Genomic DNA, 20,701 nt, shown 5'->3' on the forward strand with positions numbered 1-20,701 from the left:
TTGCCGAACCATTAACCAGGGCTAAAGTAGATCAATAACGGCTTTGGCCGCCGCTTCCCCCGTGCGAATTGCGCCATCAAAAAAACCGGCCCAACGGGGGGCAATTTCTGTCCCAGCCCAATGAATCCGACCCACCGGAGCACTCAAGGCTTGCCCAAAACTTGTCCAGACTCCGGGCGGCATAAAAGCAGCATATCCTCCCCCCACCCATTGTTCGCTAGGCCAATCAACTTCATCATAGGTGACAGGGGATAAGGCTTCTTCCCCAAAATACAGGGCCAAATCTGACAACACTCCTTGGCGACGTTCCTCTGTACCCATGGCAATCCATTTTGCATAACGATCGCCGACTACGAAGGAAGCAATTACCCCAACCCCCGTGGTGGGGTCAGAACTATCGGCACATAATTCGATCCAGGTGGTGTTGCCCAAGCCAATGCCCGCTAACCCTTTCTCCCGCCAAAAAGGGCGATCGTAGGAAATTAAAAGCTTACAACAGGTGCCCATGGGTACTCTTTGGGTAAGTTGCTGGCGGAGGGGAGGCATGGGGGGACTATAGGTAATTCTTCCGGCCAAATGGGGTGGGGTTGCCACAATGGCGAATTTTCCTTGGTATTTCCCTTTTGTAGTAGTTATCTCCACTCCCCTATCGTCCTGGGCAATGTGTATAACCGGTTCTCCCAAGATGACAGAATCCCCCAATTCAGCGGCAATTGTTTGGGGAATTTGTCCTGCCCCACCGTGTAATAGTTCAGCTTCAGGATTTTCCCCTTGGGACGCCGATTTATGGCCCCATAAAATGTGTAAAAGAGATACCTGGGAAGGCTCGGCAGGGCCTAAAAACCCCACAGCACGACACATATAAGAAAAATACCAATGGCCGAATGCTGTATGGGTATTTTCCTTAATCCAATCGGCAAAGGTTTGACTGTCTAACTTTTTATTTTCTGGCGTAGCTTCGGGATGTTGCTCGTCCAAACCTTGGGCAAGGGTGTCGAATTTTTCCCAGGCCGCCATGGCATCATTCCATTCATCAGAACTTATTTTCGGGACTTCCCCTTGGAACACCCCTTGAAAAAAACCATCAAACTCATAACGCTTCCCATTAAATAACAGTACCTTCAAGCCGTCGGAGGGACTGGGAAAACGTCCCACATTATATTCATCAAGCAACGCCAGAAAACGATCCTGGGTGGGGCCTACCCATTGGCCTCCCCGGTCAATCCATTGTCCCGATGGCAAATATTCTCCATACATTCTCCCCCCCAATTTCTCCTGGGCTTCAATAACCAAGACAGAATGGTTAGCCCGAGATAAATTACGGGCAGCTATCAACCCCGACAATCCTGAACCGACAATTATGCAATCCCAAGATAATGAAGACATTACAGCGCCGATTTAAATTTCCCTCGCATGATCGTAACACCGTAAATCATATATTCGTATACTCGTAAATATTTTTAGTTTTACGCGAAATATCCAGCCTGTATGGAACATTGGTTGGGGGAATGCAGTTTAATAGTCTTGTGAGCGCCCCGAGCAAAATTTTCTGAATTACCCCAATGACAGCAGGACGAAACCAGCGCCTATCGCCCGTATTGTTACAGAGTAGTATCGGCCTGTTGATCCTGACTGCTCTGATCCTTTTGGCATTCAGCACCCTGTGGCTAAAAAATATCCGTTTTGGTTCCCGTTCCTACCGAGCCACAGTGCTTTTTAGTGATGCGGCGGGCATGTTAGTGGGCACCAGGGTTGACTATCGCGGGGTTAGGGTTGGTCAGGTGGTCAGCGTTACCCCCCAACCGGAAGGGGTAGCAGTCGAAGTGGAAATTAGTCCCACCGATCGCCTAATTTCTAGTAATGCGGAAATCCAAGCGCGCCAATCTGGGTTAATTGGGGAAACTTCCATCAATATCGTTCCCACTGCTAGGGCTTTGCCCCAGGAAGTAGACTATAATCCCCTGGATAAGGACTGTAATCCGGAAGTGATTATTTGCAACGGTTCAATTTTAATGGGGCAGGATGCGCTGGACGTTAATGCCCTAATTCGGGCCATGATGCGTATTTCTGACTTTTTCAGTGAACCGCAAATCAATGAAGCCATTCGGGCCCTGGCGACCCAAACTCCGGAAGCGTTGAAGGATATTAGCCAGTTTAGTAATGAAGCGGCTACCCTATTGCGGGAAATTAACCAGGATGGGGGAGTAAAAAATATTCGTCGCACCCTGGCTTCTGTGGATCAAACTGCCCAGGACTTATCGGTTTTGAGCCGGGAAGCCACTGGCACCGTCCGTGCCCTCAACCAAGGGGGAACTATTCCGGAAATTAACCGCAGCTTGCGGTCTGTGGGATCAGCGACGGAGCAAATCCAAGCTTTTTTAGAAATTAATAATCAACGGTTGGGGGCCACCCTCACCAGTCTCCAGGGCACCAGCGACCAGTTACAGATCAGTGTTAAAAACCTTGAACCCCCTTTGGTGCAACTATTAACCCAGGTTAACGACCAAGATACGGTGGGCAACCTCAATCAAGCTTTAGCAGATCTAAAGGCAGTGGCAGACAATGCTAATCAGTTGACTGTTAATCTGAATCAATTTGCCGATCACCTCAATGATCCCCAAACAATTATTTTGTTACAGCAGTTGTTGGAATCGGCCCGGGCCGCCACCCAGAACCTGGAAAAAATCACTTCCGATGTGGATCAAATCACCGGCAACCCAGCTTTGCGGGAACAGTTAATTCGCCTCATTCAAGGACTAAGTAATTTGGTTTCCACCACAGAACATCTGACCAAACAGGTGCAATATGCCCAGCAATTAAACCAACTTTCCGATGATTTGGCCATGGTGGCCCGAGCCCAGGAATTGCAAACTCCCACAGTGATTCCCCCCGAACCAAAAAAAGCCGTTACAAAACCCTAGGAAACTCCTAAAATTAGCTTTCGAGATGTGCGTCATTAATCGCCTGAAAGTTACTACGAATTATTACTTTTAATTACCTTTTCCCATGACTGCTGTACCCCCATCCTGCCAAATCCTTGACGGTAAAGCCCTCGCCCAGAAAATACAGGGGGAATTACAACGGGACATTGCCCAACTGGTGGCCCAGGGGCATCGATCGCCGGGGTTGGCGGTGTTGATGGTGGGGGACAATCCGGCCAGCGCAGTGTACGTCCGCAATAAGGAAAGAGTCTGTGAAAAATTGGGCATGGTTTCCTTTGGTAAACATTTCCCCGCTGATACGGACCAGGAAACATTGACAGCGGCGATCGCCAGCTTGAATGAAGACGAACGGGTGGACGGCATTTTGGTACAATTGCCCCTGCCGGATCACCTTGATGCGGTCAAACTATTGCACACCATTGATCCCGGTAAAGATGCAGACGGGTTACACCCCGTTAATTTGGGACATTTGGTGCGGGGGGAAGAGGGCCTGAGGAGTTGTACCCCAGCGGGGGTGATGGCATTGTTAGCAGAATATGACCTTGAGCTAACCGGCAAAAATGCGGTGGTTTTGGGGCGCAGTATTCTAGTGGGCAAACCCCTGGCCCTGATGTTGCTAGAGAAAAATTGCACCGTCACCATTGCCCATTCCCGTACCCAAAACCTGGCCGAGATTACCCGTCAGGCAGACATTCTCGTAGCGGCGATCGGTAAGCCGGAATTTGTCACCGCCGATATGGTCAAACCAGGGGCGATCGTGGTGGATGTGGGCATTAATCGTCTGGATTTGGGAGAAGGAAAATCCAAACTGGTGGGGGATGTGGATTTTAGCGGGGTTGCGCCTATGGCCAGTTACCTCACCCCCGTACCCGGTGGCATTGGCCCCATGACGGTGACTCTGTTGTTGGCTAACACTGTGGCTAGTTATCGACAACGGTTGGGTATTTAACTTTGCTACACTGGGGAGCGCACTTGAAAACCCCTAACCCTTGGGGGAATCGAGTTAGCGAACCATTCCAGCAAAACAATAACCATGGGTGATTTTTTAGCCAACGTTTCCCGCTACCCCCGGTATCTGATCACTTTTACCCTAGGCATATTTTTCTCCGTTTTTACCTGGCTCCAACCCCTGTTGAAAAATCGCGTGGGGGCGATCGCCCTGATGGGACTACTGGTCAGTGGATTCATTTTTCTCTATTTCACTCTGCGCGCCATGTTAGGATTGACCGTGTAGAGGGAGTTTGGGTTAATCTGCCCAGGCTCAAACTTTTTTGTTGCCGAGGAGTAGGTCTATGGCCACCAGTCGTCGAGTTTCCCGGGTGTCGTCCCTAATTAAGCGGGAAGTTAGTCAAATGCTTCTCCACGAAATTAAAGATGACCGGGTGGGCACAGGCATAGTTAGTGTTACGGAAGTGGAAGTTTCCGGTGACCTACAGCACGCTAAGATTTTTGTCAGCATTTACGGCTCCCCCGAAGCCAAAGCCTCCACCATGGCTGGATTGCACTCCGCTGCTCCCTTTGTCCGCCGAGAACTGGGGCAACGGATGCGTTTACGGCGTACCCCGGAAGTTTCCTTTTTAGAAGACCGCTCTTTGGAACGGGGAGACCAAATTCTCAATCTCCTGAACAATTTGCCCCCGGCGATCCCCAGCGAAGACTTGGAAGACCCGGATTCTGACCCCGCCCTGGATTAACTTTCTCTACGGGTAGACTGGCTCGGTACAGGGTGCGATAAACTACCAACGATCCCACCACACAAGTTTCTCCGGTTATATTCCACAACACTTAATCAAGTTTTAAGCAAACAGCAATGACAGAGGTATTACGGGTAGGACGGCCAGCACCGGATTTCACCGCCACGGCGATCGTTGATCAAAGCTTCCAGACCGTCAAACTGAGCACCTACCGTGGTAAGTACCTGGTGCTGTTTTTTTACCCCCTAGATTTCACTTTTGTCTGCCCCACGGAAATCATTGCCTTTAGCGATCGCCATGGCGAATTTACCGCCCTAGATGCAGAAGTTTTAGGCGTCTCCGTAGACAGTGAGTTTTCCCACCTTGCCTGGATTCAGACCGAACGAAAAATGGGGGGCATCGGTGACATCAACTATCCCCTGGTATCGGATCTCAAAAAAGAAATTAGCCAAGCCTATAACGTCCTCGAACCCGATGCGGGCATTGCCCTGCGGGGACTATTCATCATTGACCGGGAAGGAATTTTACAATACTTCACCGTCAATAATCTCTCCTTTGGCCGGAGTGTGGACGAAACTCTACGGGTACTAAAAGCCATTCGCCATGTGCAGTCCCATCCCAATGAAGTTTGCCCAGTGGATTGGCAGGAAGGAGACAAAACCATGATCCCCGACCCAGAAAAAGCTAAAACCTATTTTGAGGCAGCGGCGGAATCTTAGACTTCCCCAGGCCAAAAAATACAGATCCCTAGTGAAAAATTTTTACTGCTAAACCGACTGGCTAGAGAGAAAACATAGGCGAGCTAATAGTTTTGATGTTTTGCTAACATCGCTAATGTTGCCCATATCCACCAACATCCACTAATTTTCGGACCCATTTTTCTGATGATTAACTCCCCTTTCTCCCGGCTGACCCCCATGTCTTCTATAACTAATTCCCTAACCCTGGCTATGGCCGGTATTTCTCTAGCAGTGGGCCTAGCAAGCCCCGGCCATGCCGAAACCTGTGTGCCTATTCCCCTCGTCGGAGGCCAGGGTAATAGTGTGACTAAAACCGTTGCTGTTCCGACTATTCCCGCCGGGCCACTAGGCATGTTGGGAATTAACATAACTCGTAATAATTGGAATACTGATTGGGCGGTGCCGGGGAGAACGGTTTTCAAAAAATTTGTGATGACGATAACCTCTGCTGAATCCAACCCCTTTGATATTCGGATGTTTTTAAAATATAGCGATCAAACCGCTACGGAGCTTTTCAATCAACAAGGTTTTGTCTTTAAACCCAATACTCCCTTGGAAATTGTTGGCAATGCCACCGCCGAAGATCAGCCCTATCAGGTAAATCTTTTTGTTAATGGGTTAGACTCATTGGGCAAAACCTACACGGCCACCCTAGTGGGTTGTCGCTAAATCTATGACTAGTTAACTCGCTAGATTTACTAGATTTATCAGTATTAAAGTCCTGCAAACAAATTCTAAGACATGGTCAAATATTGCCGTTCAGGATGTTGTTCCCGTTGTAGTTGCTCCAGGGTATCAACGAAGTCTGCAATGCCTTGAAATCTCCCATACACGGAAGCAAAACGGATGTAGGCCACTTCGCTTTCCTGGCGTAAATATTGCAACACCATCTGCCCGATCGCCTCGCTGTGAATTTCGCGTTTCGGTTGTTGTTGTAAATTAGCTTCAATTTCTTCAACAATGTGCTCTAGACGCTGGAAATTAATATCGGTTTTTTCACAAGCCCGCACCATGCCCTGCAACAGTTTAGATCGGTCAAAGGCTTGCCGTTCTCCGTCCTGTTTAATGACGGTAACAGGTAACAACTCCAGCCGTTCGTAGGTGGTGAAACGGTGTTTACATTCCAAACATTCCCGTCGCCGCCGGATACTTTGGCCACCTTCGCTGGAACGGGATTCAAGGACACGACTATTGTGGTGCTGACAGTGAGGACATTGCATAATGGCTACAAAAAATGAGCTTAGCCCAACCTAACGCATACAAGAATGTTGCGTCAAAGTCAAGCCAGCCCACGGTGAAGACAGAGGTAAAAACTGGGGTTTTAAGGGAGTATCCCGGCAAGAAACACCTGGGGAGAGACCCTTTGATAAGGCTATTTTTCGATGCGGGGGGGTTCCCGGAAGGCGATCGCAAAGAAAAGGACCGCAAGGGCCATGGTCAGCACCAGAATGTAAGCAACACTTTCCATAATCTAAAAAATTCCTAAAAGTTTATCCTTACACACTAATCTATACATTCCCCTGCCCCCTGACAACTAGACCAATTTAACCGGGAACTAAACACTGCGGTGGGGGCACTGCTTCTTTGCTAGTATGAGTTAACGATTAACAATTGATTAAGGATTTTAGACCCGTTCCCTATTGCCTTCCCTGTCTGGCGGGAATCCACCAATTCCCATAGTCTAGGATTTAGTTTTCGTCCCCGTTTTTCTCTACCCTGATCCAGGAAGATTGCCGCCATGTTTCCCTCCTCCAGTGAGTTGACTGAGTTGACCGATAGTCAGCCTTTGTCTGGCAACCATGCCGATAAACCAGAAGAAGCCTGTGGGGTATTTGGTATCTACGCACCCGAAGAAGCGGTGGCCAAATTGACCTATTTTGGACTTTATGCCCTCCAACATCGGGGGCAGGAGTCGGCGGGTATTGCCACTTTTGCTGGCACAACGGTTCATTGTCACAAGGATATGGGGCTGGTGTCCCAGGTTTTCCAAGAATCCAAACTCAATGAAATGGTAGGCAGTCTGGCGGTGGGCCACACCCGTTATTCCACCACGGGCTCCAGTCATCGGGTCAATGCTCAACCGGCGGTGCTCCCCACCCGTTTGGGCCCCCTGGCCCTGGCCCACAATGGCAATTTGGTTAACACTAATCAATTGCGGGAAGCTTTAGCAGAAAGGGGTTGTGAAGATTTTGTCACCACCACTGATTCAGAAATGATTGCAGTGGCGATCGCCAATGAGGTGGATAGGGGCAAAGACTGGGTGGAAGGCACCATTGCGGCCCTGACTCTTTGTGCCGGAGCCTATAGCTTAGTGGTCGGCACGCCGGAGGGAATTATTGGAGTTCGGGATCCCCATGGCATTCGCCCTCTAGTGATCGGCGTCTTAGAAGAAGAAATTCCCCGCTATGTATTGGCATCGGAAACCTGTGCCCTGGATATCATTGGTGCCACCTATGTCCGCACAGTGGAAGCTGGAGAATTGGTCTATATCACCGAATCTGGCTTAGTTTCCCATCGACTGGCCGAAAGCGCCGAGCGCAAACTCTGTGTGTTCGAGATGATTTATTTTTCTCGCCCGGATAGCGTGGTTAATGATGAAAGTCTTTACACCTACCGCATGCGCATTGGTAAACGTTTAGCCAAAGAATCCGCCGTCGATGCTGATCTGGTGATGGGGGTGCCCGATTCCGGCATTCCAGCGGCGATCGGTTTTTCCCAAGCTTCCGGTATTCCCTATGCCGAGGGTTTAATCAAAAATCGTTACGTGGGGCGCACCTTTATCCAACCCACCCAACATATGCGGGAACACGGCATCCGCATGAAACTCAATCCCCTCAAGGATGTATTGGCCGGCAAACGGGTCATTATTGTCGATGACTCCATTGTGCGAGGCACTACTAGCCGCAAAATTGTCCGAGCTTTACGGGAAGCCGGAGCCACGGAAGTACACATGCGGATTTCTTCTCCCCCAGTAACCCATCCTTGTTTCTACGGCATTGACACCGATAGTCAAGATCAGTTAATTGCGGCCCGACTAACAGTGGTAGAAATAGCTGAACAAATTGAGGTGGACTCCCTCGCTTATCTTTCCCAGGAAGGCATGCTGTTATGTACTGGGGAAGAAATCTCCCATTTTTGTTCCGCCTGTTTCAACGGACAGTACCCCATCACCGTACCTGATGTTGTCAAGCGCTCCAAACTAATGCTGGAAAATATTACGGCTTGAAAAATTAGTTTAAAGTCGAAAAGTCTAAACGGGTCATCGGTGATTTTTAGAGTGAGATGGCTGGTCGGGACTACGGTTGGCCAAAAACCAGGTTCTCCAGGCGGTGGAACTGCGGACAACAATCCACAACAGCAAGATCGCAATTAAGCCACCATTTTGGGGAGCTTTGAAAGCGAATAGCACCAGTCCCACTGAGAATAAATCCTCTAAAATCGTTACCCAAAAGGGCAGACCCCGCAGACGAAAAAACCAGCCGATCGCCACTAGCCTTATAACCAAAGCAAAGAGGGAACCGATCGCCCCCACCACCCAAAGGGGAGGAAAACGGAAATCCATTTCCAGTTCCGAAGTCAACAGCTTGGCCACGGTAATGGCCATCATTCCCCCCACCAGGGGAGTGAAAAATAATTGCACGATTTGTAAAACCCTCTGACCCAGCAATTTTTTTGAGCCAAACAATTCAAACAAAGACCAACTGGTTAAGACCGCTACCACCACTTGGGGATTGACTCTCCAGAGTAGGGGCACTTCCGACCACAGATCACCCTGGATCAGGCCAACCATCAACAACGGTAGAGCAATGCGCATCCCAGCCGCCGCCGCCGCTGACAAAATTGCAAGGATTCCAAGGAGAGTGCTCATTAAAGTTCAAACCGAGAGGGCAAAACCGACCATATCAGGGATAATGTTAAGAAAAGTTGCAGATTAAACGGGAAGGAGTTACCTCATGGGCGTTGCTGTTCAAGTCAAACAACTCCGAAAAAACTACGGTTCTATCCCTGCGGTAAAGGACATTTCCTTTGCGGTGCCTAGGGGAGAAATATTTGGTTTACTTGGTCCCAACGGTGCCGGTAAGACCACCACGATCCGCTGTCTATGTACCCTCGCCAAGCCAGACGGAGGGGAACTATGGATTGATGGCGTAAACGTATTAAGCGATCCCCGCCAGGCCCGTCGCCGTTTAGGTTATGTGGCCCAGGAAGTTGCCATAGATAAAATCTTAACAGGTCGAGAATTGTTGCAACTACAAGCCTCCCTCTACCATCTGGATGCTAGTGGAACTCAAAAACGCATCGACCAACTTTTAGATATTTTAGGCTTAACAGCCTATGCAGATCAGAAAACTGGCACTTATTCCGGCGGACTACGGAAACGTTTGGATTTAGCAGCAGGTTTACTCCATCAACCGGCCGTGTTGGTGCTGGATGAACCTTCAGTGGGGCTAGACATTGAAAGTCGCTTTATTCTCTGGGAATTTTTGCGGCAATTACGAGATGCGGGCACCACCGTGGTGATCACAAGCCATTACCTAGAGGAAATTGACGCCCTAGCCGATCGCCTAGCCATCATTGACCAAGGCACAGTGATTGCCACCGGCACTCCCACGGAACTCAAAGACCGGGTGGGAGGGGACAGGGTAACCTTGAGAATTAAGGAATTTACGGAAGACCAGGAGGCGGAAAAAGCTAGCCAAATTCTCCGTTCCCTAGCTTTTGTCCAGGAAGTAATTGTTAACCACGCCCAGGGGAATTCCCTTAATCTGGTGGTGACGCCCCAGAGCAATCCCCTCAGTCAAATAGAAAAAGCCCTGCTTGCTGACGGTTTGCCGATTTTCAGCTTGGCCCAATCCCGGCCTAGTTTAGATGATGTGTACCTGGCAGCCACGGGCAAAACCCTCATGGATGCGGAGTTAGCCGCCGCTGCCCAACGGGATCTAAAAGCGGAGAAAAAACAAGCAATGAAAGCCAATTAACTGCGACGTTGATAAATCTCCTGGCAACTTTTCCGGGGCGATGAAAGCAAGGGTGGAAAAAATTTCCTACCATGGTCTCCAAGGCAAAACTTCCCCTCAGTAAATGCAAAGTTAAGCAAAATTAATTTAACTGCCGTCAACCCCAAAGTCTTATGAGCCAAACCCTCACCCCTCCAAAAATCACCTCCCTGCTAGCTCCCCAGGCCGCCCCAGCCAATCCCCCCAGCCTAGCAGCGGAGTTTTTCCAAGAAACCATTGCCCTAACCAAGAGGTTATTTATCCAATTGCAGCGGCGCCCCACTACCCTAGTGGCGGGCATCATCCAGCCCTTTATGTGGCTAGTACTCTTCGGTGCCCTATTTCTCAATGCGCCCCAGAGTCTATTTGGTAATGACCTCAACTATGCCCAATTTCTAGCACCGGGAATTATCGTTTTTACTGCCTTTTCTGGAGCGCTGAATGCCGGTCTGCCGGTGATGTTCGACCGGGAATTTGGTTTTTTGAACCGCCTACTGGTGGCCCCGCTGGCCTCTCGCTACTCCATTGTGGTCGCCTCCACGGTGTATATCATCAGCCTGAGTCTGATCCAAGCGGCGGTAATTGTGGGGGCCAGTGCCCTACTAGGGGCCGGCTTGCCTAATGGCCTTGGTCTGGGGATGATCGCCCTGATTGTTTTTCTGATTGTGTTGGGGGTAACGGCCCTAAGTTTAGGCTTAGCTTTTGCTTTGCCGGGACATATTGAATTGATTGCGGTGATTTTTGTCACCAATTTACCCCTACTCTTCGCCAGTACTGCCCTGGCGCCCCTGGACTTCATGGCCCATTGGTTGCAGGTGGTGGCCAGTTTAAATCCCTTAACCTATGCCATCGAGCCCATCCGATATATCTACCTCAATGGTGACTGGGGTTTGGGGAGTACGGTTTTAACGGCCCCCTGGTTCAGTTTGAATTTCGCCCAGGTGCTAGGGGCGTTAGTTCTGTTTGATGGTTTAGTATTGTTATTAATTCAGCCCTTGCTCAGACGTCGCTTTTTATGATTTTGGCTATCTTTGCCCAAATTCCAAACCCCGACGATTTTGAGTTGTAGAGTCGTAGACCAATTAATCACCTGGAGCCTGATGACTATGAAGACAGCCCAGCTAACCCGCTGTTTAACCCTCAGTGCCCTCGTCACTGGCCTATGGGGCATCAACCTAGCCCCAGTTCAAGGTCAGTCCACCGGCACCACCCCAGGGGAAGATCCCTTTGTTTCTAACAACGTTGACCCTAGTAAACAGGGCTTGGGGGGAGGTTTTGACCCCATGTCGTTGATTCACAATGCCAATTTGAGCCGCACCCGCAATGGGGCAGATTTTGCTGAGGATACCCAAAGAAATATCAATAAGGCCGCCGACCAATTCAAGCAACTGCAACAGCAACGGCTAATGGAAATGCAGCAACAACAGACCGATCCGGCGATCGCCCCTGTACCCGGATCTCCCTAGGTTAATTGATGGTTCTGGGCTTGACCTATGGTACTGAAACTAAAGCCGGGCACTCGGTTGCTCTGGGCCGTGGCGTTAACTATGGCGTTAGGGGTAGTGGCCTGGGAAATGGGTCGTCACTCCCAGAATCAGGCAACTGTTATAGAAAGCCAACCGAAAGCCCGTCATTTCGACTTCGGTGCTGATTTGGTGCAGTCGGTCACCATTACCCGCTCTGACCCGACCCCGACGAACGTCAAAATCTACCGCCAGTCCAAAGCCAACCATGGCAAGTCTGTTTGGTTGATGGATAATCCCGACCCAGTGGCCGTGAGTACCCCGGGAGTGGATTTTCTGCTGAGTGTAATCTTAGGCAGTCAGAATGGCCGGGATTTTGAGGTGCCAACAGTAGAGTTGAAAGACTATGGCCTCAGTCCTGCCGAGATAGAATTAACCATTCAATTGGTCAATGGCAAAACCCACCGCCTCCAACTAGGTAACCCGGATTTTGCGGGGGATTCTCTCTACGCCCTAGTTGACCCAGTGGAGAATGCTGACATTCCGGTAGAAAAGCAAAAAGTTAGCCTCGTACCCCGTTCCCTAGAGGAATTAACCAGGCGATCGCCTACGGATTGGCAACAAGCAGATTTAGAAACTGATAGCCAGAATGGGGAAAATCAAGATGGCGATGGCTCTGAAGGTGGCGTTTCCTCAGAATCCCTGGAAAGATAACTAGGTGATTTTTTCTCTTCGATGGCGGCCAAACTGGCCAAATTAGGCACCAGAATACGGCAGTGCAAAAAATTTCGTTCCTGGTAAACAGTTTTCCACCCCGGCCCTTGTTTGAATTGACAAGCAGGAATGTTTGCCCCGGCTTTGTCCCGCCCCAACTTTTAGGTTGTCCCCATTGCCCATGACCAGCAAAATCTTAGAAATTCAAGACCTGACGGTGAGCTTTGACGGCTTTCGGGCCCTCAACCATTTAACTTTTTCTATGAATCCAGGGGAGTTGCGGGTCATTATTGGCCCCAACGGCGCAGGAAAAACCACTTTTTTGGACGTGATCACCGGCAAAGTTCAACCAACGGAAGGCCGGGTTTTATTCCAGGGCAAGGACATTCGTAAAATTCCGGAATATCGCATTGCTCGCCTGGGGGTGGGGCGGAAATTTCAAACGCCGAGGGTCTATCTGAATCTGACGGTGGCGGAAAATTTAGACTTGGCAGTGAATCGCAACAAATCGGTTTGGGGTACCTTGATGGGACAAGCGACCGGAGCTGAACGACGTAGTGTGGGAGGACTGTTGGAAACCGTTGGTCTGACTCCCAAAGCTCACTTGGCGGCGGCCCTGCTCTCCCACGGGGAAAAACAGCGGTTGGAAATTGGTATGTTGGTGGCCCAGTCCCCTACGCTGCTATTGGTGGATGAACCGGTGGCAGGATTGACCGATGAAGAAACTGAAAATGTGGGAGATTTGCTCTTGGCTTTAGCAGAAAGCCATTCCATCATTGTGATCGAACATGATATGGAGTTTGTGCGCCAAATTGCCCGCAAGGTGACGGTGCTCCATCAAGGTTCTGTATTGTGCGAAGGCAACATGGATCAAATTCAGAATGATCCCAAGGTAATTGAAGTCTACTTAGGAGAAGCTCCCAGCCTTTCGCCCCAACAGTTTAAAATTCTCCGCACAGTGGCCGCTGTGGCTGCCGCCGATGGCAAAATTTCAGAGACAGAAATGGCCATTATTTTGGATAATCTTAGTCAGGTGTTCAAAGGTACCGTATCCGATCCTCAACATTTGCGACAGGAGTTGCAGGATTACTTGTTGCAAGGGGTTGAAGTGGACTTTGCTAATTTAACCGAAGAGATTCCTAAGCAGGAGGATCGGGAATTGGTGTTGCGGCTGAGTCGAGAAATTGTAGCGGTACACCGACAAGAACCAGAACCTTTTTGGGAGTGGCAGGCCTATCAGGAATTACTGCGGGGTCTAAATTTACCCATCACTGCTATCAGTATTGATGAAGATGGAGATTAGCGGACTCAAACTGTTGAAGTTCGTAATCAGTGAAACAGTAGCAGTAGCCACTGGGTGCAATCGGGCAAGCACCAAATGAGTAAAAGATTGGGCTTAGGGGTTGGGCGTAAAGCCAAACTTCACAGCGGCAGCTAGGCAGCTATCATCGCCCCAATAATGGCCACAATATAACGCCCATATCTGATGGTTTTAACTGTCCTCTAGGCGATTAACTCGGCCATTCGAGTCTTCCAACTTTTCTTCTATGCGGGGAAGGGCTTCTAGCTTTTGCTCGATCCGGTCTAGTCTCTCATCAATTTTGGCTAGAATGTCTTGTCAGGATCACTATCGGAAATAGTAAGATAGCGCCAATCCCACCACGGATAAGTATCCTGGGCTGGGGTGACGTAATAACCCTCGTCAAAATCCCGCAGGAGCTCATTGCTCAAACCGGCGATCGCCAAGCAAATTGCCGGCAAGGGTTCCATGGCCGCCCTGGTTTAGCATTAGGGCGTTAAATGCTCTTCAATAAAATTGGTGTACACATCCCCGGCCAGAAAAGCTGGGGTTTGTAATATGCGCTGGTGAAACTCCAACGTGGTGGGCACTCCAATGATGGCACATTCCCGCAAGGCCCTCTGCATTCTTTTGATGGCCGAAGGGCGATCGCCAGCCCAGACAATTAATTTGCCAATCAGGGAGTCATAATAGGGGGGAATTTCGTAGTCGGTGTAAACGTGGGAATCGATCCTTACCCCAGGACCGCCGGGAGGAAGATAGGCACTGATTTTGCCTGGATGAGGTCGGAAATTTTGTTTGGGATCTTCAGCGTTAATACGACATTCGATGGCATGACCCCGGATTTGTATATCCCCTTGACGGAAGCGGAGTTTTTCCCCCATGGCAATGCGAATCTGCTCCGCAATTAGGTCATAACCGGTAATCATTTCCGTCACCGGATGTTCCACCTGAATACGGGTGTTCATTTCCATAAAGTAGAAATTGCCGTTGCCATCCACCAAAAATTCCACCGTGCCGGCTCCAACATAGTTAATAGATTTGGCCGCTTTCACCGCCGCTTCCCCCATTTTTTTCCGTAGGGAGGGGGTCAAAAAGGGACTGGGGGCTTCTTCTAGTAACTTTTGATGCCGCCGTTGAATGGAACAATCCCTTTCCCCTAGATGCACCACATTGCCGTGGCTATCGGCCAAAATCTGGAACTCGATATGGCGGGGTTTTTCGATGAATTTTTCCAGGTAAACTCCTGGGTTACCAAAGGCCGCCCCCGCTTCCCCCTGGGCCGCATGGAATAGTTTAAGAAAATCCTTTTCCTCCTGCACCAGGCGCATACCCCTACCGCCCCCCCCGGCCGTAGCTTTAATAATCACCGGGTAACCAATTTCTGCCGCAATTTTTAGAGCTGTGGCTTCCGATTCAATCAATCCAGGACTACCGGGCACACAGGGTACCCCGGACTTTTGCATGGTTTTCTTGGCGGTGGACTTGTCCCCCATGGCCGTAATGGCTTCGGGGCTAGGGCCAATGAAGGTAATTTGATGGTCAGCGCAAATTTCGGCAAAGCGAGCATTTTCCGCCAAAAAGCCATAGCCTGGGTGAATGGCAGTGGCATTACGGGTTAAAGCGGCCGCAATAATGTTGGGAATGTTGAGATAGCTTTTGTTGCTGGGGGGCGGCCCAATGCACACACTCTCGTTGGCTAGTTGCACATGGAGGGCATGGCGATCGATGGTGGAGTGGACTGCCACGGTGGGAATGCCCAATTCTTCGCAACTGTGAATGATGCGTAAGGCGATTTCTCCCCGATTGGCAATTAAAATTTTGGCGAATTGCATTGGCCCACCCAGCTCTAGCGTTGGTAAAACGATGTGTTTAGTCTTTTAGTAGAATATCGGGTTTTGTTGACTAGGCGATCGCCGATATACTGACCCCGCGCCCCCATCCCCATTGCCCATGACCTCTCCACCTACCCCAGACCAGGCCGCTGATGAATATTTTGAATACCATTTTGCCCACCGGGTAGCCCCAGACCACCACCCAATTTTTCTACGGTGCCAGGAAGAATTAAGGGCACTGATCAAACAATCCCCAGGTTATATAGCAAAGATTGCTAAGATTAGGACATAATGTATGGAAAGAGTTAGGAAAAAAGCGATGCCAGCCCCCTACAGTGTAGATCTAAGAGAGAAAGCGGTAAGTGCAGTAGAAAAAGGAGAGAAGAAAAGCCATGTCTGCCGAACACTGAACATTAGTCGCAACACCTTAGACCTATGGATAAAAAAGAAGAAAGAAACAGGAAGTGTAGCCGCGAAGAGAGATTATGAGCGTGGTCCACGACCGAAAATAGATGATTTGGATAAATTCAGAGAATTTGCGGAGGAGAACGGTCATTTAACGCAAAAACAAATGGCAGAAAAATGGCCAGAGCCTGTAAGTAGAATAAGAATAAGTAAGGCTCTAAAGAAAATAGGGTTTACTAGAAAAAAAAACTTATATTTACAGGGAAATAGAAGAGGAAGAGAGAAAGGCATTTGAAGATGAAATCAAGCAATATGCGGCAGAAAAACTGATTTATATGGATCAAGCCGGTCTAGATGACACTCTAGACTACCCCTATGGGTACTGTCATAAATCAGAGAGATTAAAGGCGAGCAAATTAGGACATAGAACCAAGAGAGTCAGCATAATAAGTTGTTGGTGGAATGGAACAACAATAGCTCCAATGATATTTGAAGGATACTGTAACGCTCAAGTAGTATGCACGTGGATAGAAGAAATGTTATTACCAGAGTTAATACCAGGTCAGATACTAATCATGGATAATGCAAGCTTTCATCCGAAAGAAAGAATAAAGGCATTGGTAGCAAAAGCTGGGTGTGAGGTTATATTTTTACCACCATATTCACCAGACTTGAACAAAATTGAGAAGTTCTGGGCGAGACTAAAACGTTATGTTTCCCAACTTGTTAGTAATGGAGAATCGCTGATTTCTGCATTGGATATAGCGTTGAGAGAACTGTCCTAACTATCTCGTCCTTTGCTATATCTATGAGCGGTCCACCGAATTACGCCTCGAAGAAGGTATTTTTGTCGGAAAAACGGTTATTAGGTTTGATACCCTAGAAAATTTAATTGGTTGGCTAGATAACCCAGAAAGAAGAAGGGTAATTCATTTAGAGGAGAATGCGGGCTATAAGTTTCAAGGCCAAGTGAGTACGGAAGGTTACAGCCGTTGGCTAAAACAAAAACTGAGCCAGCCATCCCCCGTATGGAAAATAAACTTGTTGGTTTTATTGGTACTTTACCCCACTGTTATGGGGCTGAATTTGTTGCTCCATAAACCAGATTTGATTGATTTTCCCACCTGGATGCTGTTCAGTAACTTTTGTAGCGTGGCTATTACGGGTTGGTTTGCGGTGCCCTGGGTGAGTGGCATTTATCAACGTTGGCTAGAGGGGCAAGGTACAAAAAAAGAGCAATCTTTGGCGTTGGCGTCCATTATCCTTGCTCTACTTTTGCTATTACAGTTTTTTCGGGTAATTTTCAGTCAAGTGGGATAGGAATTGAATAACTTACACCACTGGCTAGTAGCGAGCACCATCCGGTAACTGACGAAATTCCTCCCAAACTACTTGAGCTTCTTCCTGTAAAATTTGCTCCGGTGCCAATAGTCTTTCTGGGTAAGGTTTTTCCAAATCTTTACTGATATTGCTGTCATCAAAAAGATCTTCAAAATCGCTCCAACCAGCAGCGTAGTAAATTTTGTCAATCCTGGCCCAGTAGCTGGTGGCGTAGCACATGGGGCAACATTCGCAACTGCTATACATCACCGCTCCTTCCAAATTCCAGGTGCCCACTGTTTTACAAGCTTCCCGGATGGCATTGACTTCCGCATGGGCAGACGGATCATTATCTTTAATCACACTGTTCCCCGCCGCCCCAATTACTTCTCCATCCTTGACTATGACTACGCCGAAAGGGCCGCCAGTCTTATTGACCACCCCCGCATCCCTCATAATGGCGATCGCCTGGCGCATGTATTCACGGTCTTGTTCGGTAACCATTCTGGCTATATCCTCGAAAAAGGTATATTTAGTTCAATGAACTATTATTGTACTTGATTGTGATTTGCTTAACTATCGGCCCGAATTGTACTTTTAATTAACTAGAAGGATTAATGTAGAGATGCCGTTTCTCACAATTCTTTACATTATTAAGGGGAATTAAGACCATGGTCGTTAAAGGTGTAATGAACTGGATAGACTTTTTAGATATTTTGTGATGAAAATTATTTTCTTTGGTACACCAAACTTCGCTGTTCCCACCCTGCAAGGTCTTTTGGGACAAGGAGATATTGATGTGTTGGCAGTGGTAAGCCAGCCTGATCGCCGACGAGGGAGAGGCAGTAAATTGATCCCTTCTCCGGTTAAGGAAGTGGCAATGCGGGCAGGGGTTCCTGTGTGGCAACCGGAACTGGTGAAAAAGTGTGGGGAAACTTTGGCTAAGTTAAAAAATTGCCAAGCGGACTTTTTTGTTGTGGTGGCCTATGGGCAATTACTTTCCCCGGAAATTTTAGCCATGCCCCGGCTGGGCTGTGTCAATGTCCACGGTTCTCTACTGCCCAAATACCGAGGAGCGGCCCCCCTGCAATGGGCGATCGCCAACGGAGAAACGGAAACTGGCGTCACCACCATGCTGATGGACAAAGGCATGGACACCGGAGCCATGTTACTAAAAACTTCCACCCCCATTGGTCTCATGGACAATCTAACGGCGATCGGCGATCGGTTGGCCAGGTCAGGCGCAGAATTGTTGGTGCAAACCCTCCGGGAATTAGATGGAGCCCAACTGCAACCCACTCCCCAGACTGAAATGGAAGCCACCTATGCCCCCCTGCTGAAAAAAGCCGATTTTGTTATTGACTGGCACCGGAGTGCCCTAGAAATCCATAACCAAGTGCGGGGTTTTGCACCAGCATGCCACACAGCTTGGGGCGAACAGATTTTGAAAATAATTAGCACTGTTCCCCTCGGAGCCGATTTTTTTCCCCCTTTACCGGAAAAGTATCAAGATTTAGCCACCGCCTACCTAAATTGCTCATTAGATGCAGGGGAACCAGGCAGCATAATCACTATTATCAAAAATTGGGGTCCCGTGCTACAAACTGGCGACGGCTACTTATTGTTAGAACAAGTCCAGCCCCCAGGCAAAAAGCCTCAAAGCGGTTGGGATTTCATCAACGGCAACCGGGACACCACAAGTTTTGGTCTGCCCAATGCCCCTTAATAATCAATCAGTTAGGGAAACAGCACGATTCAACACTTCCCCAATATCGTAGGGACACTCCGCCGGAAAATCTAACCCCGTTTCCTTAAATGCTTCTAGCTTGGCATTGCCATAAATTTCCCCCAGCCATCCATCCGTCAAATACCGCCGCAGGCTAGGACTGTCCTTAAGGTAAAAACTGATATTATTTCGTTCCCGTTGAATGGTTACTAGCCAACTGCGGGAGCGTCTCTGGGGTTGATAATCCCACTTCAGCAAGTGATGAACAATCAGCCGTAGACTACTCAACAGGCGGTCCCTTTCCCGCTTGGACAAATCCCGCACCTCCTCCACCAAGTTTTCGATATCAAGTTCTGTAAACTTACCTGATTCGAGTAAATCGGCCATAGTTTCCGCCCATTGGCTATAGTCCCGCTCGTATAGTCGTTTTGTCTTGACCTTATCCATGGCAATCTATCGCTGAATCTTGGCGGAATTCAATTTCTGGGCTGAGCAAGGAGAGATTCGATCTTATCTTCGTGTAAACCAAATTGCCATCCCGTCTGGCAAACCGGCAACGGCCATTTATTATTGGAACAAGTTCAGCCCCCAGGCAAAAAAAACCAAAGCGGTTGGGATTTCATCAACGGGAACCGGAGCACCATTAGCTTCGCCTAAATCACAGTAATTGAGCGGTAATTGACACAGTTTCCATGAGCGATCGCATCACCCCGGCAGAAAATCTCGGTAGTCCAGATAGTTCTTTACTCCTCGCCCAGGGGCTATGTAAAAATTTTGGCGGTCTGCGGGCGGTAGATCACGCCGATATTGTGGTTAAAGAAGGCAGTATCACCGGCTTAATTGGCCCCAACGGTGCCGGTAAAACCACCCTATTTAATCTGCTCTCTAACTTCATTCGTCCCGACCAAGGGGAAGTGCTTTTCAATGGAGATTCCATCGGCCAGCTTGCACCCCACCAAATTGCCCTGCGGGGTTCCGTGCGGACTTTCCAGGTGGCTAAAGTACTTTCCCGCCTCACAGTACTGGAAAATATGCTACTGGCGGATCAACATCAAACTGGGGAAAAATTTCTGCCCCGACTAATTAATTTTCAACGGGTAAAAAAGGAAGAAAGGGCCAATCGGGAAAAAGCTATGGCCATGCTGGAATCGGTAGGTTTAGGGGCTAAAGCCCAGGATTATGCTGGAGCCTTATCCGGGGGACAACGGAAATTGCTAGAAATGGCCCGGGCCTTGATGAGCAATCCGAAACTAATTTTGCTGGATGAACCCGCCGCTGGGGTTAACCCCACCCTAATTGGACAAATTTGTGAACATATTGTCAATTGGAACCGCCAGGGCATCACTTTTCTGGTCATTGAACACAATATGGATGTGATCATGACCCTCTGTCATCATGTTTGGGTATTGGCGGAAGGGAGAAACTTAGCCGATGGCACTCCCGAGCAAATTCAGTCTGACCCTAGGGTTTTGGAAGCTTATTTGGGCGATTCCTAGCTCGTTAGTCGTTAGAGAGTCTTGTCTGAAAACTGATGTTAGTCAAGGGGTCAATTCAAGTCCTCACCG

General features: G+C 48.9%; 26 protein-coding genes and 1 pseudogene. 19 read left to right on the forward strand and 8 right to left on the reverse strand.

The genetic code is table 11. The features are described 5' to 3' along the window. Window positions 1–21 precede the first annotated feature (21 nt). Window positions 22–1,386, reverse strand: a complete 1,365-nt coding sequence (locus IQE94_RS02305; protein WP_212715898.1) for an L-amino acid dehydrogenase — start codon at window positions 1,384–1,386, stop codon at window positions 22–24. A 176-nt stretch (window positions 1,387–1,562) separates the two neighbouring features. Between IQE94_RS02305 and IQE94_RS02310 the strand changes: the two genes are divergently transcribed. The 6 genes from IQE94_RS02310 to IQE94_RS02335 all read left to right on the forward strand — a co-directional run bounded on the left by IQE94_RS02310 (window position 1,563) and on the right by IQE94_RS02335 (window position 6,045). Then, a complete protein-coding gene (locus tag IQE94_RS02310; RefSeq protein WP_223342639.1) occupies window positions 1,563–2,921 on the forward strand; it encodes an MlaD family protein in 1,359 nt (452 codons plus the stop codon). A gap of 85 nt (window positions 2,922–3,006) precedes the next feature. Then, window positions 3,007–3,891, forward strand: a complete 885-nt coding sequence (gene folD / locus IQE94_RS02315) for a bifunctional methylenetetrahydrofolate dehydrogenase/methenyltetrahydrofolate cyclohydrolase FolD (RefSeq protein WP_212715902.1) — start codon at window positions 3,007–3,009, stop codon at window positions 3,889–3,891. Window positions 3,892–3,975: 84 nt separating this feature from the next. Next, the gene (locus IQE94_RS02320) at window positions 3,976–4,176 is read left to right on the forward strand and encodes a DUF751 family protein (RefSeq protein ID WP_212715904.1); all 201 of its coding nucleotides are present in this window, start codon (window positions 3,976–3,978) and stop codon (window positions 4,174–4,176) included. Window positions 4,177–4,234: 58 nt separating this feature from the next. After that, window positions 4,235–4,636, forward strand: coding sequence for a 30S ribosome-binding factor RbfA (rbfA, locus tag IQE94_RS02325; protein WP_212715906.1), 402 nt, complete (start codon window positions 4,235–4,237; stop codon window positions 4,634–4,636). A gap of 116 nt (window positions 4,637–4,752) precedes the next feature. Next, on the forward strand, window positions 4,753–5,355 hold the full coding sequence (locus IQE94_RS02330; RefSeq protein ID WP_212715908.1) for a peroxiredoxin: 603 nt from the start codon (window positions 4,753–4,755) through the stop codon (window positions 5,353–5,355). Between the two features lie 198 nt (window positions 5,356–5,553). Next, window positions 5,554–6,045 carry a hypothetical protein gene (locus IQE94_RS02335; protein ID WP_223342640.1) on the forward strand — a complete coding sequence of 164 codons (492 nt, stop codon included), beginning with the start codon at window positions 5,554–5,556 and terminating at the stop codon, window positions 6,043–6,045. Window positions 6,046–6,110: 65 nt separating this feature from the next. Here IQE94_RS02335 and nrdR read toward each other — a convergent pair whose 3' ends face one another. Then, on the reverse strand, window positions 6,111–6,596 hold the full coding sequence (nrdR, locus tag IQE94_RS02340) for a transcriptional regulator NrdR (protein WP_212715909.1): 486 nt from the start codon (window positions 6,594–6,596) through the stop codon (window positions 6,111–6,113). Window positions 6,597–6,748: 152 nt separating this feature from the next. Beyond that, a complete protein-coding gene (locus IQE94_RS02345) occupies window positions 6,749–6,844 on the reverse strand; it encodes a photosystem II reaction center protein T (RefSeq protein WP_010873362.1) in 96 nt (31 codons plus the stop codon). A gap of 270 nt (window positions 6,845–7,114) precedes the next feature. Here IQE94_RS02345 and purF point away from each other — a divergent pair, with 270 nt between their 5' ends. Further along, window positions 7,115–8,602 (forward strand): amidophosphoribosyltransferase, encoded by a 1,488-nt coding sequence (gene purF / locus IQE94_RS02350; RefSeq protein WP_212715910.1) that lies wholly within the window; start codon window positions 7,115–7,117, stop codon window positions 8,600–8,602. 33 nt (window positions 8,603–8,635) lie between these two features. On the opposite strand, the gene IQE94_RS02355 is transcribed toward purF, so the two are convergent. Then, on the reverse strand, window positions 8,636–9,244 hold the full coding sequence (locus tag IQE94_RS02355; protein WP_212715911.1) for a DUF4126 domain-containing protein: 609 nt from the start codon (window positions 9,242–9,244) through the stop codon (window positions 8,636–8,638). A gap of 85 nt (window positions 9,245–9,329) precedes the next feature. Here IQE94_RS02355 and IQE94_RS02360 point away from each other — a divergent pair, with 85 nt between their 5' ends. From IQE94_RS02360 to urtD, 5 genes are all read left to right on the forward strand, one after another. Next, the gene (locus IQE94_RS02360) at window positions 9,330–10,355 is read left to right on the forward strand and encodes an ABC transporter ATP-binding protein (protein WP_212715912.1); all 1,026 of its coding nucleotides are present in this window, start codon (window positions 9,330–9,332) and stop codon (window positions 10,353–10,355) included. Between the two features lie 152 nt (window positions 10,356–10,507). After that, window positions 10,508–11,392 carry an ABC transporter permease gene (locus IQE94_RS02365; RefSeq protein ID WP_212715913.1) on the forward strand — a complete coding sequence of 295 codons (885 nt, stop codon included), beginning with the start codon at window positions 10,508–10,510 and terminating at the stop codon, window positions 11,390–11,392. A gap of 87 nt (window positions 11,393–11,479) precedes the next feature. Next, window positions 11,480–11,839 (forward strand): hypothetical protein, encoded by a 360-nt coding sequence (locus IQE94_RS02370; RefSeq protein ID WP_223342641.1) that lies wholly within the window; start codon window positions 11,480–11,482, stop codon window positions 11,837–11,839. A gap of 27 nt (window positions 11,840–11,866) precedes the next feature. Next, a complete protein-coding gene (locus tag IQE94_RS02375; RefSeq protein ID WP_223342642.1) occupies window positions 11,867–12,550 on the forward strand; it encodes a DUF4340 domain-containing protein in 684 nt (227 codons plus the stop codon). A gap of 181 nt (window positions 12,551–12,731) precedes the next feature. Next, window positions 12,732–13,853 carry an urea ABC transporter ATP-binding protein UrtD gene (gene urtD / locus IQE94_RS02380; RefSeq protein WP_223342643.1) on the forward strand — a complete coding sequence of 374 codons (1,122 nt, stop codon included), beginning with the start codon at window positions 12,732–12,734 and terminating at the stop codon, window positions 13,851–13,853. A 302-nt stretch (window positions 13,854–14,155) separates the two neighbouring features. Here the strand turns inward: urtD and IQE94_RS02385 are convergent, their stop codons facing one another. Continuing rightward, window positions 14,156–14,320: a hypothetical protein gene (locus IQE94_RS02385; RefSeq protein ID WP_212715917.1), complete on the reverse strand. Its 165-nt coding sequence runs from the start codon at window positions 14,318–14,320 to the stop codon at window positions 14,156–14,158. 18 nt (window positions 14,321–14,338) lie between these two features. Then, window positions 14,339–15,685 (reverse strand): acetyl-CoA carboxylase biotin carboxylase subunit, encoded by a 1,347-nt coding sequence (accC, locus tag IQE94_RS02390; protein WP_212715918.1) that lies wholly within the window; start codon window positions 15,683–15,685, stop codon window positions 14,339–14,341. Window positions 15,686–15,803: 118 nt separating this feature from the next. On the opposite strand from accC, the gene IQE94_RS02395 reads away from it, so the two are divergent. The 4 genes from IQE94_RS02395 to IQE94_RS02410 all read left to right on the forward strand — a co-directional run bounded on the left by IQE94_RS02395 (window position 15,804) and on the right by IQE94_RS02410 (window position 17,410). Further along, the gene (locus IQE94_RS02395) at window positions 15,804–15,977 is read left to right on the forward strand and encodes a hypothetical protein (RefSeq protein WP_223342644.1); all 174 of its coding nucleotides are present in this window, start codon (window positions 15,804–15,806) and stop codon (window positions 15,975–15,977) included. Window positions 15,978–15,980: 3 nt separating this feature from the next. Then, window positions 15,981–16,385 (forward strand): IS630 transposase-related protein, encoded by a 405-nt coding sequence (locus tag IQE94_RS02400; RefSeq protein WP_223341982.1) that lies wholly within the window; start codon window positions 15,981–15,983, stop codon window positions 16,383–16,385. A gap of 7 nt (window positions 16,386–16,392) precedes the next feature. Continuing rightward, on the forward strand, window positions 16,393–16,875 hold the full coding sequence (locus tag IQE94_RS02405; RefSeq protein WP_249214025.1) for an IS630 family transposase: 483 nt from the start codon (window positions 16,393–16,395) through the stop codon (window positions 16,873–16,875). A gap of 184 nt (window positions 16,876–17,059) precedes the next feature. Beyond that, window positions 17,060–17,410 carry a hypothetical protein gene (locus IQE94_RS02410; protein ID WP_223342645.1) on the forward strand — a complete coding sequence of 117 codons (351 nt, stop codon included), beginning with the start codon at window positions 17,060–17,062 and terminating at the stop codon, window positions 17,408–17,410. Window positions 17,411–17,434: 24 nt separating this feature from the next. On the opposite strand, the gene IQE94_RS02415 is transcribed toward IQE94_RS02410, so the two are convergent. Beyond that, window positions 17,435–17,914 (reverse strand): nucleoside deaminase, encoded by a 480-nt coding sequence (locus IQE94_RS02415; RefSeq protein ID WP_212715920.1) that lies wholly within the window; start codon window positions 17,912–17,914, stop codon window positions 17,435–17,437. A gap of 214 nt (window positions 17,915–18,128) precedes the next feature. Here IQE94_RS02415 and fmt point away from each other — a divergent pair, with 214 nt between their 5' ends. Next, the gene (gene fmt, locus IQE94_RS02420; RefSeq protein ID WP_212715921.1) at window positions 18,129–19,136 is read left to right on the forward strand and encodes a methionyl-tRNA formyltransferase; all 1,008 of its coding nucleotides are present in this window, start codon (window positions 18,129–18,131) and stop codon (window positions 19,134–19,136) included. Window positions 19,137–19,139: 3 nt separating this feature from the next. Here fmt and IQE94_RS02425 read toward each other — a convergent pair whose 3' ends face one another. Beyond that, complete coding sequence (locus IQE94_RS02425; RefSeq protein WP_212715922.1) at window positions 19,140–19,583, reverse strand: DUF29 domain-containing protein; 444 nt, start codon at window positions 19,581–19,583, stop codon at window positions 19,140–19,142. An 81-nt stretch (window positions 19,584–19,664) separates the two neighbouring features. Here IQE94_RS02425 and IQE94_RS02430 point away from each other — a divergent pair. Together IQE94_RS02430 and IQE94_RS02435 are read left to right on the forward strand one after the other, a co-directional pair. Then, window positions 19,665–19,793: pseudogene (locus tag IQE94_RS02430) on the forward strand (methionyl-tRNA formyltransferase); the annotation flags it as partial. A 35-nt stretch (window positions 19,794–19,828) separates the two neighbouring features. Then, window positions 19,829–20,632: an ABC transporter ATP-binding protein gene (locus IQE94_RS02435; RefSeq protein ID WP_212715923.1), complete on the forward strand. Its 804-nt coding sequence runs from the start codon at window positions 19,829–19,831 to the stop codon at window positions 20,630–20,632. Window positions 20,633–20,701 lie beyond the last annotated feature (69 nt).

The sequence above is a fragment of the Synechocystis sp. PCC 7339 genome (genome assembly GCF_019924095.1).
GTDB lineage: Bacteria > Cyanobacteriota > Cyanobacteriia > Cyanobacteriales > Microcystaceae > Synechocystis.